9 protein-coding genes, 1 pseudogene and 1 riboswitch are annotated in these 14,529 nt (G+C 54.6%); all 10 genes and pseudogenes read right to left on the reverse strand.

Annotated features, from left to right (window positions below):
• Window positions 1-133 precede the first annotated feature (133 nt).
• Window positions 134-1,294 (reverse strand): annotated as a pseudogene (locus tag G5B47_RS20975) (potassium/proton antiporter); the annotation flags it as partial.
• A gap of 62 nt (window positions 1,295-1,356) precedes the next feature.
• Window positions 1,357-3,768, reverse strand: a complete 2,412-nt coding sequence (locus G5B47_RS20980; protein WP_235950219.1) for a discoidin domain-containing protein — start codon at window positions 3,766-3,768, stop codon at window positions 1,357-1,359.
• Between the two features lie 307 nt (window positions 3,769-4,075).
• Window positions 4,076-5,575, reverse strand: a complete 1,500-nt coding sequence (locus G5B47_RS20985; protein ID WP_165102585.1) for a glycosyl hydrolase — start codon at window positions 5,573-5,575, stop codon at window positions 4,076-4,078.
• A 196-nt stretch (window positions 5,576-5,771) separates the two neighbouring features.
• On the reverse strand, window positions 5,772-7,535 hold the full coding sequence (locus G5B47_RS20990; protein ID WP_235957256.1) for a glycosyl hydrolase: 1,764 nt from the start codon (window positions 7,533-7,535) through the stop codon (window positions 5,772-5,774).
• A 12-nt stretch (window positions 7,536-7,547) separates the two neighbouring features.
• Window positions 7,548-7,631: riboswitch (cyclic di-GMP riboswitch) on the reverse strand.
• 150 nt (window positions 7,632-7,781) lie between these two features.
• A complete protein-coding gene (locus G5B47_RS20995) occupies window positions 7,782-9,152 on the reverse strand; it encodes a sugar phosphate nucleotidyltransferase (protein WP_165102347.1) in 1,371 nt (456 codons plus the stop codon).
• A gap of 154 nt (window positions 9,153-9,306) precedes the next feature.
• Complete coding sequence (locus tag G5B47_RS21000; protein ID WP_165102349.1) at window positions 9,307-10,647, reverse strand: UDP-glucose dehydrogenase family protein; 1,341 nt, start codon at window positions 10,645-10,647, stop codon at window positions 9,307-9,309.
• 4 nt (window positions 10,648-10,651) lie between these two features.
• Window positions 10,652-11,752 carry a glycosyltransferase gene (locus G5B47_RS21005; RefSeq protein ID WP_165102352.1) on the reverse strand — a complete coding sequence of 367 codons (1,101 nt, stop codon included), beginning with the start codon at window positions 11,750-11,752 and terminating at the stop codon, window positions 10,652-10,654.
• A 102-nt stretch (window positions 11,753-11,854) separates the two neighbouring features.
• A complete protein-coding gene (locus G5B47_RS21010) occupies window positions 11,855-12,994 on the reverse strand; it encodes a glycosyltransferase family 4 protein (RefSeq protein WP_165102355.1) in 1,140 nt (379 codons plus the stop codon).
• Window positions 12,960-14,180: a glycosyltransferase family 4 protein gene (locus G5B47_RS21015; RefSeq protein WP_165102357.1), complete on the reverse strand. Its 1,221-nt coding sequence runs from the start codon at window positions 14,178-14,180 to the stop codon at window positions 12,960-12,962. Before G5B47_RS21015 ends, G5B47_RS21010 begins: the two co-directional genes overlap by 35 nt.
• Window positions 14,167-14,448, reverse strand: coding sequence for a hypothetical protein (locus tag G5B47_RS21020; RefSeq protein WP_165102360.1), 282 nt, complete (start codon window positions 14,446-14,448; stop codon window positions 14,167-14,169). The genes G5B47_RS21015 and G5B47_RS21020 overlap by 14 nt, the downstream gene beginning before the upstream one ends.
• Between the last annotated feature and the right edge of the window lie 81 nt (window positions 14,449-14,529).

The raw sequence follows: 14,529 nt of genomic DNA on the forward strand, positions 1-14,529 counted from the left end.
CACCCACTCGGTTGGCCTGATAAGAGGCTGCATAGGAAAAAGGGGGCTCCGAAGAGCCCCCGCTAACGTTCAACTATATTTCATTCCCGCGATCAATGTAAAGTCGTCAGCGGGAGCCTCCCGCTTGTGAGCCAATCAGCTTAAGCTTCATCGCTAGCGGGGAGATGGTTGTTCCCTGAATGACGGCCGAGGTCAGGACGACGAAAAAGACAACATTAAAGAACATCCTGCCGTGCTCCAGCCCGGCCAGGAGCGGGTACATGGCGAGAACGATCGGAATGGCGCCCCGGAGTCCCGCCCAGGAGATGAGCGTTTTTTCACGAATGGAGTATTTAAAAAAGAGCAGGCTTAAAAAGACGCCGACCGGTCGCGCCACTAGCATTAATATGAAAGACAGAAGCAGCCCCTCCCAGGCTATATTCACCAGTTCCTGGGGGAAGACCAGCAGACCGAGCAAAATGAACATGAAGATCTGCATCATCCAGCCGAATCCGTGATTGAAGCTCATAATGGTGCGGTAGTTGGTAAGCTCGGAATTGCCGAGAACAAGCCCCATCGTATAGACCGCAAGCAGACCGCTGCTGTGCAGCAGAGCGGCCGAGCCGTAGGTCAGCACGGCAAATCCGAAGGCCATAACGGAATAAAGGCCGGTGGAATCCAGGTTGATCCGGTTGATCGCCTGAACAGTAGTTTTGCCCATTGCCAGGCCTATGAGCAGGCCAATTCCCATCTCCCAGATGAAAGACAGCAGCAGACGCCATACCGCGGTATCCGGATGGTGTATCCATTCGATCAGCGACACGGTAAGAAAGACCGCCATCGGGTCGTTGCTGCCCGACTCCGCCTCCAGCGTGGAAGTCAGGCGTTTGTTGATATTTTTGCCGCCCAGTACGGAGAAGACCGCCGCGGCATCCGTCGATCCGACGATGGCTCCGAACAGCAGCCCTTCCGCCCAGGAAACATCGAGGACCCAGGTGGCGAACAGCCCTACTACGCCAGTGGTCACCAGAACCCCCAGGGTGGAAAGCGCCAGCGACGGACCGATAACGGGCCGGATATCCTTAAAGCGAGTCTGCATGCCGCCTTCAAACAAAATGACAACGAGGGCGAACAGGCCCGCAAATTGAGTGAGCGGCACATTATTGTAGTAAACAAAGCGGCTGAGAATCATGCCGGCGGCGATAAACAGGACCAGGGACGGCAACCCGAACCGCGAAGAAAATTTGGTGGACAGCACTCCTATCAGCATGAGAGCAGCCAGCAGCATAAGGATGGAATCGGCTTGATGAGTCATCTTGTCGATCACGCCCTTTCTAAAGATGTCGTGTCCTCCCTATTAAGTTTCTGCAGCTTCGCCTACTCTCTTGAGTAAATTTGCAATTCGTGGATGGACCAGAAATTTCCGCCGGTTCCGGTCTGGACGATTCGGACATACCTGCCCCTTGTCTGGGCAAAAGGATACATGCTGACGTCCTTCCTTCCCCTGCCCGACGTAATCTGCTGCCAGTTTTGCCCGTCCTCCGATACATAAATGTTGTAGATCCTCGGATAATCGTAAGGAGACTTGGAGGTGTCCATCTCTACGGCCTCTATGGAATGCGAGCTTCCCATGTCGATCTGAACCATTTCTCCGGAGGTCATATTTTTACCGCTATCCCACCGGGTGCTCAGATCTCCGTCGATCATGTAAAAAAGCTTCCTTTCGCTCATGTTCAAATTGTCCGAGACCTTCCAGTCGGTCCGGTCCACCGGCACAAGGCCGGTAGCCGTAATTTGCGTCTTGGCCGACAGCAGCGCTTTGCCCGTGACCCGGACCCCGTAAGTGTACAGTACTCCCTCTTTGAGCGCGCGGTCGGTGTACGACGTAGCTTGAACTTTAGAGGCGATCTGCTTCAGCTGGCTATCCGTGCCCTCCGCGCGAAACACATCATAGCCGTTCCCCGGAGATTCCAGCCAATTCAGCCGTACGGAGGTCCCTCTAACCGCGGTGGCCGTCAGGTTTTTGGGCGCCTCATCCCCTACTTCCGAGGACGGCTGCAAAATATATTGAACCGCTTCTCCAGGGGCCAGCGTTTCCGTAAAGGTAAGCTCAGGCTGCGCCTGCAGGCCGGTCACGTAGCGGCGCGATTCTTCATACGTATTACCGTCTCCGAAACGTTCCCCCTCATAGAGCGTTTGCTTGGGCATGGTAACTTTGACGCTTACGGTCTGCGGCGTGTTCTCGAAATTGACGAAGTTCACCAGGACCTTGTTCGACGTCGCGTTGCTCCCGGGAAGCGGAGCCAGCTTGGAGGTATCCACGGCCCGGACGTATACCAGTTTGTCGGCAAGCGCGCTTTGGTTCAGCAGATTATAGGTAAGCGGAGCGCCGTGAGTCGCATAGGCCAAGCTCAGTCTTCGCATGATTCTGACGCGGGAATCCTCGCCTTCTTTGGTGTAGTAAATCTCCGTCTTGGCCGGATCATGCGTCTTCAAGTTGATGTTTTTGAACTGAAACAGACTGAAATTGTAGAAAAAGGCGGCGTGCTGCACGAACATATCCGCATAGCCGATATGAGCTCTCATGATCCGGTCGAACGCGGCCGACGTCCGCTCCTTCGCCCCGTAATGATAATCGTCCACATGGGTGTCGGAAGTGCCGAACTCGGTCACCAGCATTTTTTTGGGAAGCCCGTCATTCGAGCCTTGGAACGTCTTCAAGTTCTCGGTAAAGCTGCCGCCGTTCTTGGCAACATAAGAATCCCCGTATGAATGGCCGTTCGTAAGATCGGTGACCTTCTCCAGCTCCAGCCGCTGCTCGGGATCGCGTTCCCAGCCGTCCGGGTCGCCGCATTGCTTGACGCCCCCTCTCTGGCTCCCGCAGGAATCCTCTCTGTATGCCGGCCAATACGCCCAGCCCGGAGCAACCGTCTTGAGATGGGGCGCGATTTGTTTGCCCTCCTTGTTCAGCCAGTCGGCAATCGCCAGATTGACCGCTTTGGAGCGGTTAAACAATCCCGGTTCGTTGTCTACCTCGTAATACTGAAAATAAGAGCCGTACTGCCGGAAATATTCGGTCAGCTTCTTCTTCGCGCTATCCGGCAAAGAGCCGTCCGCATTCAGCTTGATATCTCCGGTGTACAAATACAGCGCGACCGACTGCATATTGTAATCCTTAAGCACCTTGTAGTAATTCTCCAGGTCGGAACGGGAAAAGCTTACATCGCTGGCGCCGCCCGTCCGCATAATATTGCCGCTGTACGCCAAACCAAGCCACTTGATAATGTACGGCAGATGAGCGGTGGCGCCTGTATCAAAATAAAACTGCTTGTTGGCAACCATGGTGCCCGTAAGCACATAGCTGCCGTTAATCGGATCGCTGATCGGCGAATTCAGCGAACGCAGGCTGAGATCGTCCCAGGTCCACCATGAATATTGATCCTCCGCGCTCGACGCATACATGGAACGAACCACTTTCAGCTTGAGCTCGTTTGTGCCTATTTTCAGTTGTTCCTTCGGAATATACAATTCGTATGTTTTACGGTAATCGTACCCGCTGCCCGTTCCTGCGGCGCCCGCGATTTGAATTATCCCCGACAGCTGGCTGTTGGAAAAGGCCGCCATCTGCGGGACGGATTTATGGGCGTCGAGAATGCTGACCTGAAACAATACCCCATTGTCGGGAATTTGGGTCAAGCTATACGAGATTCGCAGTTCGGGCAAGCTCTTGCCGTTAAGACCGGAAGGCACCTTTTTGAGATCTCCCGTGTCAAGTTCAGATGTATCCATACTCACTGCGCTCCCCGCGGATGATGAATCCCTGAGCGCGAACTCGCCGGACGATTCATTCCGAGTGCCCAGCTGCCAGATGATTTTCCCCGGCGGGGATACGGGCGCTGTCTTATACGCGGTGGAAAAGTTGGAATTTCCGGGTTCTTCCGCTCCTTCGTTCCCTAAAAAAGAGACAGACAGCAAAAATAAGACGATAAATCCTGCAAGCTTCAAAAGTACGGTTAAAGGTAGGGCTTTTCGTGGTATACTCATTTCCTGTCCTCGCTTTCTCAAGGAGTCCGACCTCCCGGTTTACAATCATTGTTTAGTCGGGCAGAAAAAGCTCTTTGGGAGGAATGACCTCTTCCGGCCGCCCCGGTCCTTGCCAGAGCAGCTTGATATCGGCTTTACCTTTATTTTCGAAGTACTCCACTTTAATGTCGTAAAAGGTATTCTCTTTCAATTTAATCGTTCCTGCCCGGGGAACATCGTTCTGAAGCGCCCAGTTGTCGATGACAAGCTTGCCGCCGATCCATACCCGTACACCGTCGTCGGCTATCGCTTTAATTGTATAGCTTCCGGTGCCGGGAGCTTTGAGGCGGCCTTGCCACCTCACGGAGAAGAAGTTGCTGTTCACGGCTTCCCCGGGCGCCCCCTCCTGCCAGCTTAAGTCCAAATTCGCGTCAGTCTTGCTGAAAGCCGGCTTGCCTTCCAGTTCTCTGTTGGTGAAGTAATCTCCCCGTAGTCCGTTGCCGGCAGCCACCGCCTCTTTATCAACCCATTGGATAAAATCTTCTTTGGACAACGTGTAGTCGGCGTTCATGAATCTGTTGATGGTTTGCTGGCTGTTGTTCTCGGTGAGCATTTTTCCCCAGGTCATCACATAGACCCATTTGCTCTGGCTCTTGGCCAGCAGCCGGGGATCGGGCAGCTCGCCGCTCTCGCCGATGGCGATCGGCTTGCCGTCTGCAAGCTTCAGCAGACTGTCGTAATACGGCTGCTGATAATCGTTATTGTATATATCCGCTGCCAGAATATCGACCTTGTCCGCCCCCGGGTAATAGGGATCGTAGGCGTCGGCATACCCGTTGGGCGCATTCGGATTCCATACCCAGAGCAGATTATTTAATTTATGTTTACCCACAAAACGGTCATACATAATACCCCAGAGTGCCGAAAAATTATTTTTCCCGCCCCACCAGAACCAGTCTCCGTTCATTTCATGGTAGGGTCTCCACAGAACGGGCACCCCAGCGCTTTGCAATTGCTTCAAATATCCTGCGGTCTGATCCAGGTCGGCAATCAGGCGCTTATACTGTTCCGTGCCGGGAGTAACGTAGGCGTCGAACTCGCTCTGGCTCAGACTCATGGAGACATTGGACCAGGTGGGAGCAGTGCCGGGCAGGTTCTCGTGAAAAGTCATGGCCACGATTCCGCCGCTTCTATACCAGTTGATGGCGCTATGTACAACGGCATTCCGCTGGCGGTCGATCGTGTCCGGCGACTGGCCGTTAATAGCTCCAAGCTCGTAACCGTGAAGCGCGGCATACTTGCCGGTCGCGTTCTCGAGCTTGTTACTAAATTCGTCCGGGCTTTCCAGATAATCATGCTGGCCGGATATCAGACTGTTGCCGCTTAAACCCGCAAGGTACCCGAGCAGTTCTCTTGCTTCAGCCGAGGCTGACGGATTCACGGGTACGGGCGGCGTCCGGATTACGGACTTTGGCGGGGTTTCCGGCTGCATCCACGGCAGCAGGGACATGATCAGAATCAAAGGCAAAACTGAAGCGAACAACCGATACTTGGAGGATTTGTTCAATTTCATCATCCTTTCTAAAGCCTGGAATCCTTTCGGAGAAAGCCGGCCTCCCGAATGCTTCGGAAAGATGGCCTTCCCCAAGAGGGGCTTATAGTTTTGAAGCCCTGCTGTATTAAGCAGGGCCTCGCAAGGCTCAAATGAACTGAATATTGTGATGATAAGTATCGGGAGCACCCGTGGGGGGATCGCCGTAAAAGCTATATCAGAGCGAATCGGAAAGATAAAACGCGCTTGCTGGAACGGCTTCCTTGATCTGGCTGCTGCTTTCCCACATCAGACGCGCTTTGGCGCTTCCCGTATTATCGTAATATTCAACTTTAATGTCGTACAGTTTCCCGGCTTCCAGGTCGATTCTACCCTTCCGCTCTAGACCGTATTGGGTAGACCAGCTGGTAATAACGGCAACGCCGTTGACCCACAATTTAATACCGTCATCCGAACTGGTGTAGAAGGAATAGTTCTCGGTGTACAGAGGCTTGATTTTGCCGCTCCACCGCGCGGAAAACTTATCGGGACCGACGGTGGAATCCGGCGTTCCGAGTCCCCAGTTGAAATCGATGGCCGATTCTTCCCGCACCAACGTTGGCGTTCCGGTTAACTGCATGTTTGAAAAATATTCGCCCAGCAGGCCATGGCGCGGCCCCGAAGGCGTGGCCGAAGGCAGCGGCGCGGTCAGGGATGAGCTACCGGTTGAAGAATCCGCAGCGGACTGCTGATTGTCCGGCGTATATGTTGGTGTTGGCGTCGGTGTCGGGCTTGGCGATGGTACCGGCGTCGGTGTCGGACTTGGCGTAGGTGTCGGTGTTGGACTCGGTGACGGCGATGGTGTTGGGCTCGGCGTCGGTATCGGTGTCGGCGATGGTGTCGGCGACGGACTTGGCGTCGGGCTTTCCGACAGCATTGGCACCGTATACGAAGCCAGAGCCGTACTAATTTCATCGCGGGTTAACGTAAAACCGTTGTTCAGAAAACTCTTGATTGTAGTCGTGGTGTTGTTTTCATAGAGCATTTTGCCCCAGGTCATCATAAAGACCCATTTACTCTGATATTTGGGCAGCATTGTAGGGTCGGGCATTTCACCATTCTCGCCAATGGCAATCGGCTTGCCAGCGGCCAGACTTAACAGATCGTCATAATAGCTCTGTCTGTAATCCTTGTTGTAAATGTCCGCCGCCAGAATATCCACTTTATCTGCACCGGGATAAGTATTGGCGTAAGGATCGGCCCAGCTGTTCGGAGCATTCGGGCTCCACACCCAAATCAGGTTGTTCAATTTATGAACATTGACAAAACGGTCGTACATAATATTCCAGAGGTCGGTGAAATTGGTCTTCTTGCCCCACCAGAACCAGCCCCCGTTCATTTCGTGATAGGGCCGCCACAGAACGGGCACTCCGGCATCGCGCAGGGTTTTCAGCGAAACCGCCACCTTGTCCAGCTCCGTGATCAGATTTTGGTACTCCGGGGTTCCGGGTGTAACATACTTGTCGAAGTCGGCCTGGGATAACGACATCTGCACATTGGACCAGCTGTATGATGTTCCCGGCAGATTCTCGTGGAACGTCATCGCGACGATGCCTCCGGACTTATACCATTTGATGGCGCTGTTCACCACATTTTGCCGGAGCCATGTTACGGCGCCGTCCGTTTGGCCGTTGATCGCGCCAAGCTCATATCCATGGAGAGCCGCATATCTGCTGCTCGTAACTTGAAGCTTGTTGTTGAACTCGTCCGGGCTTTCCAGATAGTCGTGCTGACCGGTGATGATTCGGGTACCGGAAATGGAATACAGGTAACTCAGCAGCTTGACCGCTTCGGGTGAAGCGTCGGGGGTCACCGGCGCTGTGGACACAGCCGCCGCGGAAACGGTCGATGCGCTTCCTCCGCCCATGAACGGAACAAATGATAGGAGCAGAGTCAGGGTTACCAGCATGTAGAACAATCGATACGTACGGTGAACTTTCAATTTCATCTTCCTTTCGGTAGCCAGGCTGCCTCTCTGAAATGGAGAGGCCCTATGGCTTTGCGTCCCTACCTCGCGATAGGTTTGCCTTTGTCGTATTGGAAGGCTTAACCTTCTACCGTAAATATCGACGGTGTACAATTAATGATGAAGACTGATTTTCATAATCTTCTAATAAATGAGTCAAAAGACCCGTTTAACAACCTTGTTATATGGTTAATAAGTAGGTTATCCCTCGTTCAGGCATTATTACGAGATAAACTGCTGCAGTTCAATATCCTTCCAATCCAGCGTTATGCGGATATTATCCTCTTCCACCAGCTCCGATCCGGTTTGAACCTCGATGAATTCCACATCGGTCAAAGCGAGAATGCTGTGCTTCGTTCCTTCCGGTATGCGCACAACGTCTCCGGCTTTCACCTTATGCAATTTTTCGTTGAGGATGATACTGGCTTCCCCGCTGATGAAGGTCCAGATTTCGCTGCGCTTGAGATGATACTGGTAGCTGATATTTTTTCCCTCTGCGATAAAAATCCGCTTAGTCAGCACTTCATTGCTTTCCTGGTATTTGACGTAATCGATCACCTTATAGTGGCCCCACCGGCGTTCCTCGTACATCGGTCTTTGCTCCGTGCCCTTCAGCACCTCTTTGATGCGCGGGCTTTCCGATTTGTGAGTAACGAGGATGCCGTCCGGACTCGCGGCGATAATCAGGTCCTGGGCGCCGATTACCGTGATCGGAATGTCAAGCTCGTTGACAAGGCAGCTTGTAGAGGAATCATCGGTCAGCACGCCCTTGCCCAGTTGGTTGCTCGCCATTTCCTCGGTCAGCGTATTCCAGGTTCCCAAGTCCTTCCAGAATCCGTCATACGGCTGGACAACGATCTTGTCTTCCTTTTCAACCACTTCGTAATCGAAGCTGATGGAAGAGAGCAGCTTATACTGCTTCTGCAGCTCCTCGTAAGTCAAAGGCAGCCCTTTTTGCTGTAAAATATTAAGCAGATATCCCAGCCGGAAGGCGAACACCCCGCAGTTCCACAAGGCGCCCTGTCCGATCAGTTCTTCGGCCCGCAGGCGATCCGGTTTCTCCAGGAAACCGCTAACCGGTCTTACCTCTTTCTCCGGCGCGCCGCCCGAAGGAATGATGTATCCGTATTTCTCCGAGGGATGCTCCGGCACAACGCCGATCAGCGCCAGATTCGCGCCGGTATCGTCAAGCGCCTGCTCCAGCTGTGAAACCGAGCCGAAGAAGGAGCCTTCCACATAAGGATCGACCGGGAGGATCGCGACGGTCTCATCCGGGCGAACGCCTTCTACCGAATACAGGTAGACAGCCGTCAGCGCAATGGCCGGAAACGTATCGCGGCGCTCGGGCTCGACGATGATCTTAACATCCCCGCCCAGCTGGCTTTGGATCATCTCCACCTGCCCGCGTCCTGTCGCCAAATACGACGATTCCGCAAGTCCCGCTTCTCCCAGCTGCCGCCATACCCGCTGAACCATCGATTCCGGCTCACCGAGCGGGCTTTCCAGCACCTTCAGAAACTGTTTCGACCGAGAGTCGTTGGACAGAGGCCACAGCCGTTTTCCCGAACCGCCAGACAATAATACCAGTTTCATAATGATACCCTCCCTCATAATGGTCATGATACAGCTGTGAACAGCCTGCTTTTTAACGGGATATCTCTTGGTAGCGGCGGCGCCGCGGCTTAACCTGCTTCGCCCGCGGCCGCGCCGCCCCTGATCCGGTTCGTCACATACCGATATATACCGCTTATACCGCTCCTGCCACGCTTGGAGACAAGCCGCTGAGTCCGCCCATCCGCGGGCGTCCCACCGAATAATACTCCAGCCCGGTTCCTTCGATTTGTTCTTTGGAATAGACGTTGCGCCCGTCGATCAGGACCGGCTTGCGCATTCCTGCGGCCAGAAGGTGCAGATCAATATCCTTGAACACGGCCCAATCCGTGAGCAGGCAGACCGCGTCGCTGCCGGTTCCCGCTTCCTCCGGCACGGCGCACCAGTGAATCAGCGGGTGATCGTATTGCTTCCGGAAATTGTCCGCGGCAATCGGATCGTACACCTTCACATGCGCGCCTTCCTTAACGAGCGCCTCGATAATCTCCCTTGCCGGCGATTCGCGCACATCGTCGGTGTTCGGCTTGAAGGCCAGTCCCCAGATTCCGATTGTCGCGCCCTGCAGACTGCCTATCGACTCGTGGAGCTTCGCAAGAATCATGAACCGCTGGCCCTGATTGACTTCGACCACCGATTTCAGCAGCTTGAATTCGTAGTCGACGTTCCCTGCGATCTGGATCAGCGCCTTCGTATCTTTCGGGAAGCAGGAGCCGCCGTAGCCGATTCCCGCCTGGAGGAAGGAAGAGCCGATGCGTTTGTCCAGGCCCATTCCCTCGGCGACCTCGGTCACATCCGCTCCTACCTTTTCGCAGATATTGGCGATTTCGTTGATGAACGAAATTTTGGTCGCCAGAAAAGCGTTCGAAGCGTACTTTATCATTTCCGCGCTGCGGATGTCGGTGACAACAATATTTTCGGTGAAGCCCTGATGAAGCTCCCGCATGACGGGCTCAAGGGCCGGGTTGTCGAGACCGATGATCACCCGGTCGGGATGCAGCGTATCCTGGATGGCCGAGCCTTCCCGGAGGAATTCCGGCGCCGATACGATATCGAACGGATAGCCGGTGTGGGCAGCGATAATCTGGCGGATTTTCTCGTTCGTTCCTACGGGAACGGTAGACTTCGTCATGATGATCTTATAACCTTCCATGGCCCGGCCGATGTCCGCCGCCGCGCTTTCGATGTACTGCAGATCCGCTTCCCCGTTCGGGAGAGATGGCGTACCGACAGCAAGGATGACGATATCCGAGAGGCGAACCGACTCCTGGAGATCGGAGGAGAACTTCAGTCTTCCCTCTTTCAGGTTCATTTCGATCAGCGCTTCGATTCCCGGTTCGTAGATGGGCGACTTCATCTGGCCCAGCCGGGCGATCTTCTCCTCATCCTTGTCGACGCAAATAACATGGTTACCCCCAAGTGTAAAGCATACGCCCGATACTAGGCCGACATAGCCGGTGCCGATTACCGCCAGATTCATATCTTCATCCTCCTTTTAGAAAGTTCACATACGCCTGTTCAACATACTGTTTGAACTGCACCATAAACGTTCGTTCATCGAATTTCTGCGCGTGCTTCATAATTTTTCCGACGTCCCATGCATACGATTCCACTTCGGCAATAGCCCCAAGCAAATCGTTAACTTCCTGCTTCTTGAAAAATACGCCGTTGACATAGGGAACTATCGTGTCCAGCGCTCCGCCCGCCTGATAGGCGATAACCGGTCTTCCTGCGGCGTTCGCCTCCAGCGGCGTTATGCCGAAATCCTCTTCCCCGGGAAAAATATAAGCCCGGCACTGCGACATCAGTCCGTTGACCTCATCGTCTTCGAGACGGCCGAGGAATTTTACATTGCTCTTGGCCATTCCTTCCAGCCGCTTCCGGTCGGGACCGTCGCCGACGATGAGCAGCTTCAGACCGTTGCGGTTAAAGGCTTCGACCGCCAGATCGATCCGCTTGTAGGAAACAAGCCTGGAGACGATCAGATAATAATCGCCGATGGAGCTCGAGCTTTTGAACCGGGATGTATTGATGGGCGGGAAGATGACATCAGCATCCCGATGGTAGTAGTTCCGTATCCGGCTCTTGACAACGGATGAGTTGGCAACGAACTGGTTCACGTTTTTGGAGGTCCGCTGATCCCACATTTTGAGCTGCTGGATGTAGAGCTTCAGCACTCTTTTGAATAAACCGGAATTCGACTGCCGTTCCATATAGGTGTCATAATCCCAGGCAAATCTCATCGGGGTGTGGCAGTAGCAGAGATGAAATGTGCGCTTGGGAACCTGGATGCTCTTCATGAACGCGCTGCTGGAACTCAGTACGATGTCGAACCCGCTGAAGTCCAGATCGCGGATAGCCATGGGATAAAGCGGCAGCACCCCTTTAAAATTGTCCTTCACTCCCGGAATTTTTTGCAGCCAGGAGGCCCGGATATCCGCGTCCTTGAGATTCTCGGTCAGGCGGTTTCCGTTAAAAACCGTCGTGAAGATCGGAGCCTCCGGATACATATGGTGAAAAACCTCCACCACCCTTTCCGCTCCGCCCATTTGGATTAAGTAATCATGCGCTATCGCTATTTTCATGTGAATCATCCTCAACGTTTGATGGAGCTATGTGTGTCAAGAAGCGGCTGCTTAAGAGCCGGCTGCTTGCTTCACAGGTGATATCCGCTCTCCTTTTGTTCGTCAGGTGCCCGCCACCAGGCCTTTATAGTAGGCGACAATCTCTTTGACCGTGTTCTCGATCACAAAATGTTCCTTCACCCGCTTGATCCCGGCTTCCGCCATTCTTTCACGCTCTTCGGGATGCTCCAGCATCCAGTTGATCGATTCCGCAAGAATGGCCGGGTCTCCAGGCTGAATGAGCAGTCCTGTCTCACCCGGCACGACGATTTCAACCGGTCCTCCCTCGTTGGACGCGATTACCGGCAGACCCGCCGCCATCCCTTCGACAATCACCTGGCCGAACGGCTCCGGTGTGATTGAAGTATGGACGAGCAGATCCGCTTGTTGCATCAATCCCTGAATGTCCTCCACATGTCCCAGAAGACTTACATTGTCCAGCCCCTCGCGCTCGATCGTCGCAAGCAGCTTCTTCTTGTATTCGTCTTCGCCGAAGAGGGCGTCGCCCGCCAGCCAGAACTTGATTCGGCCGTTGCCCTGAAGCTTCTTGGCCGCATCCAGCAGAATATGCTGACCCTTCCATTCGGCCAGCCGCCCGACCAGCAGAACGTTGAAGTCCTTCTGGTCCCCGCGTCCGGCTACGCCGCCGATCGCTTTGGCGAAAGCGGAATAGACGACCAGCGTCTTCTTGGACTTTGGCAGCTCCAGCGCGCTGAGCGTGGACTTCGAATTGGCGATGACGCCGTTCGGCAATAGACGCGAGAGTAGCCGGATGGCTTTGGCGACAACCGGCTTCAGATAAGGCGCGCCAATATGGTCGCGAATATGCCAAATCAGCGGTACGCCTGCCATCTTGGCGGCAACCGTTCCGTACAGGGCAGACTTAAGGGAGTTGGTATGCACGCAGGCTACCCGCTCCTTCTTCAGCAGCGGAGCGATTTTACGGCCGTAGGCCAGCAGCTTCATGGCAGCAGCCGGCGCGCCGAAATTGACGGTGTTGCGGCCGCGGCTTCGGACGCTCTCGTCCATCGGCACGATCCGGACGTCGATTCCTCTGTCGCGCAAGCGGTCGGCCAGCGCACCTTCCTCCGCCAGAATCACAAGCGGGTCAACCTGTTCTCCGATATGGGTCAGAATGTTGAACAACGCCACCTCGCCGCCGCTCCATCTAGCCGTGTGATCGATATATGCCACTCTCAGCATCCAGCGTCTCTCCTTTCCCCATTACCTCTCTGAATACGGCCTCCACCTGATCCGCTACATGCTCCCAGGTGTACCTTTCCAGCACATGCTCCCTGCATTCCTCCCGGCTCGGAAGAAGCCTTCGGTTGCCGAGCATGTGGGAAATCCCTTCGGCCATATCCGCAGCGGACGAGCTCTTGAATAGCAGCTCCGGCCGGAAATTCTGCAGGATTTCCCGGTTGCCGCCGATCGGCGTCGCCATGACCGGTAGCCCGCTCGCCAGCGCTTCGGTTGTAATTAGGCCGAAGCCCTCCAGAGCCTGCGACGGAACGACGAACAGGTCGGCCGCCTGATAATAAGAGGCCAGCTCATGGTCGGGGATATAGCCGAGCAGCCGGACCTTGCTCGTAAGCCCGTAGTCTGCGATACGCCCTTCGAGCTCCGCCCGCAAGGGGCCTTTGCCGCCGATCAGCAGGATAGCGTTCGGGAAGCGCTCGGACACGGACCGCCAGGCTTCCAGCAGCTGCAGGAGGCCCATCCGGTTCACGAGCCTGCGAACCGTCAGCACTGTAGTGGCCCCTTCCGGCAGATTCAGCATTCGACGGACCGCAAGCCGGTTGCTTGAAGGAATGAACCGGTCGATGTTGGCTGCGCCGGGAATGATGACGATCTTGTCAAGCGGAATACCGTGCAGCGAATGGAGAATGTCGCGGAAGGTCTCGCTGAGGACGATGAACTTATCCGCGAGCCGGTAAGCCTTCCGTTCAATCGACTTGGCAATCGCGGTCTTCACCTGATGCTTGATTCCCTGGCCTTCGATCTTCATTTCCTCATTCCAGGGGCCGTGGAACGTCATGACAACCGGAATGCCCCGCTTCTTCGCCTCGATGGCCGGACCGACCCCGTAGGGAGCGAAATGGGAGTACAGGATGTCGATCCTTTCCTTCCCGCTGTTAAACATGTCCGCCGCCTTTCTCTGAAAGGCGTCCTTGCGCTTCCAGATCGACTCTTTCGGATCGCCGGCGTTATGGATAATCAGTTCCTCGGGAGTTGCCGGCATCTCCTTGGTGCAAATCAGCGCCTGCACCCGGTTGCGGGAGGAGAGCTGCTCGCAGACGGATTTGAAATACGTGTTGAGCCCGCCGGGCTGCACGGAAGGCCAGCTAAGGCCCGTTGACATAATGTTCAATCCGTCAGGATAAGACATAGCTTCTTCCTCCCTTCTTCTGTACTTTCTCCGCCTGGCTTGCCCTTAAAGCCTTTAAAGCCCTCAGGGTTTGAAGCCGACTATGAATTCTCACATGATCAGGGACGCCAGGGGTGTCCGCGATCTCAATCGCCCCATCCCCGCTTCCCTCACCCAACATAATCTCTTCGGCGAACGGCCGGCAGTCTAACCGGATTTCGTCATTTGGGGTGGCGTTGTCCCCGGTCATCGGGTCAAAGCCGGCAAACACGCTTGAAACTGAATTCATGCAGGTTTCCTCCTTTATCTAACCGTTCGCATCCGTTGTTTTCTTGCCCATATAGGAATTCATTGTCGTCTTCGCCTTAAG

The sequence above is a fragment of the Paenibacillus apii genome (genome assembly GCF_011043685.1).
Taxonomy (GTDB): Bacteria; Bacillota; Bacilli; order Paenibacillales; family Paenibacillaceae; genus Paenibacillus_AQ; species Paenibacillus_AQ sabinae.

What these genes read in the sequence shown, in the direction of transcription:
- G5B47_RS20980 (WP_235950219.1), bottom strand. Translation starts at nt 3,768, where the DNA reads ATGGATACATCTGAACTTGACACGGGAGATCTCAAAAAGGTGCCTTCC.
- G5B47_RS20985 (WP_165102585.1), bottom strand. Translation starts at nt 5,575, where the DNA reads ATGAAATTGAACAAATCCTCCAAGTATCGGTTGTTCGCTTCAGTTTTG.
- G5B47_RS20995 (WP_165102347.1), bottom strand. Translation starts at nt 9,152, where the DNA reads ATGAAACTGGTATTATTGTCTGGCGGTTCGGGAAAACGGCTGTGGCCT.
- G5B47_RS21000 (WP_165102349.1), bottom strand. Translation starts at nt 10,647, where the DNA reads ATGAATCTGGCGGTAATCGGCACCGGCTATGTCGGCCTAGTATCGGGC.
- G5B47_RS21005 (WP_165102352.1), bottom strand. Translation starts at nt 11,752, where the DNA reads ATGAAAATAGCGATAGCGCATGATTACTTAATCCAAATGGGCGGAGCG.
- G5B47_RS21010 (WP_165102355.1), bottom strand. Translation starts at nt 12,994, where the DNA reads ATGCTGAGAGTGGCATATATCGATCACACGGCTAGATGGAGCGGCGGC.
- G5B47_RS21015 (WP_165102357.1), bottom strand. Translation starts at nt 14,180, where the DNA reads ATGTCTTATCCTGACGGATTGAACATTATGTCAACGGGCCTTAGCTGG.
- G5B47_RS21020 (WP_165102360.1), bottom strand. Translation starts at nt 14,448, where the DNA reads ATGAATTCAGTTTCAAGCGTGTTTGCCGGCTTTGACCCGATGACCGGG.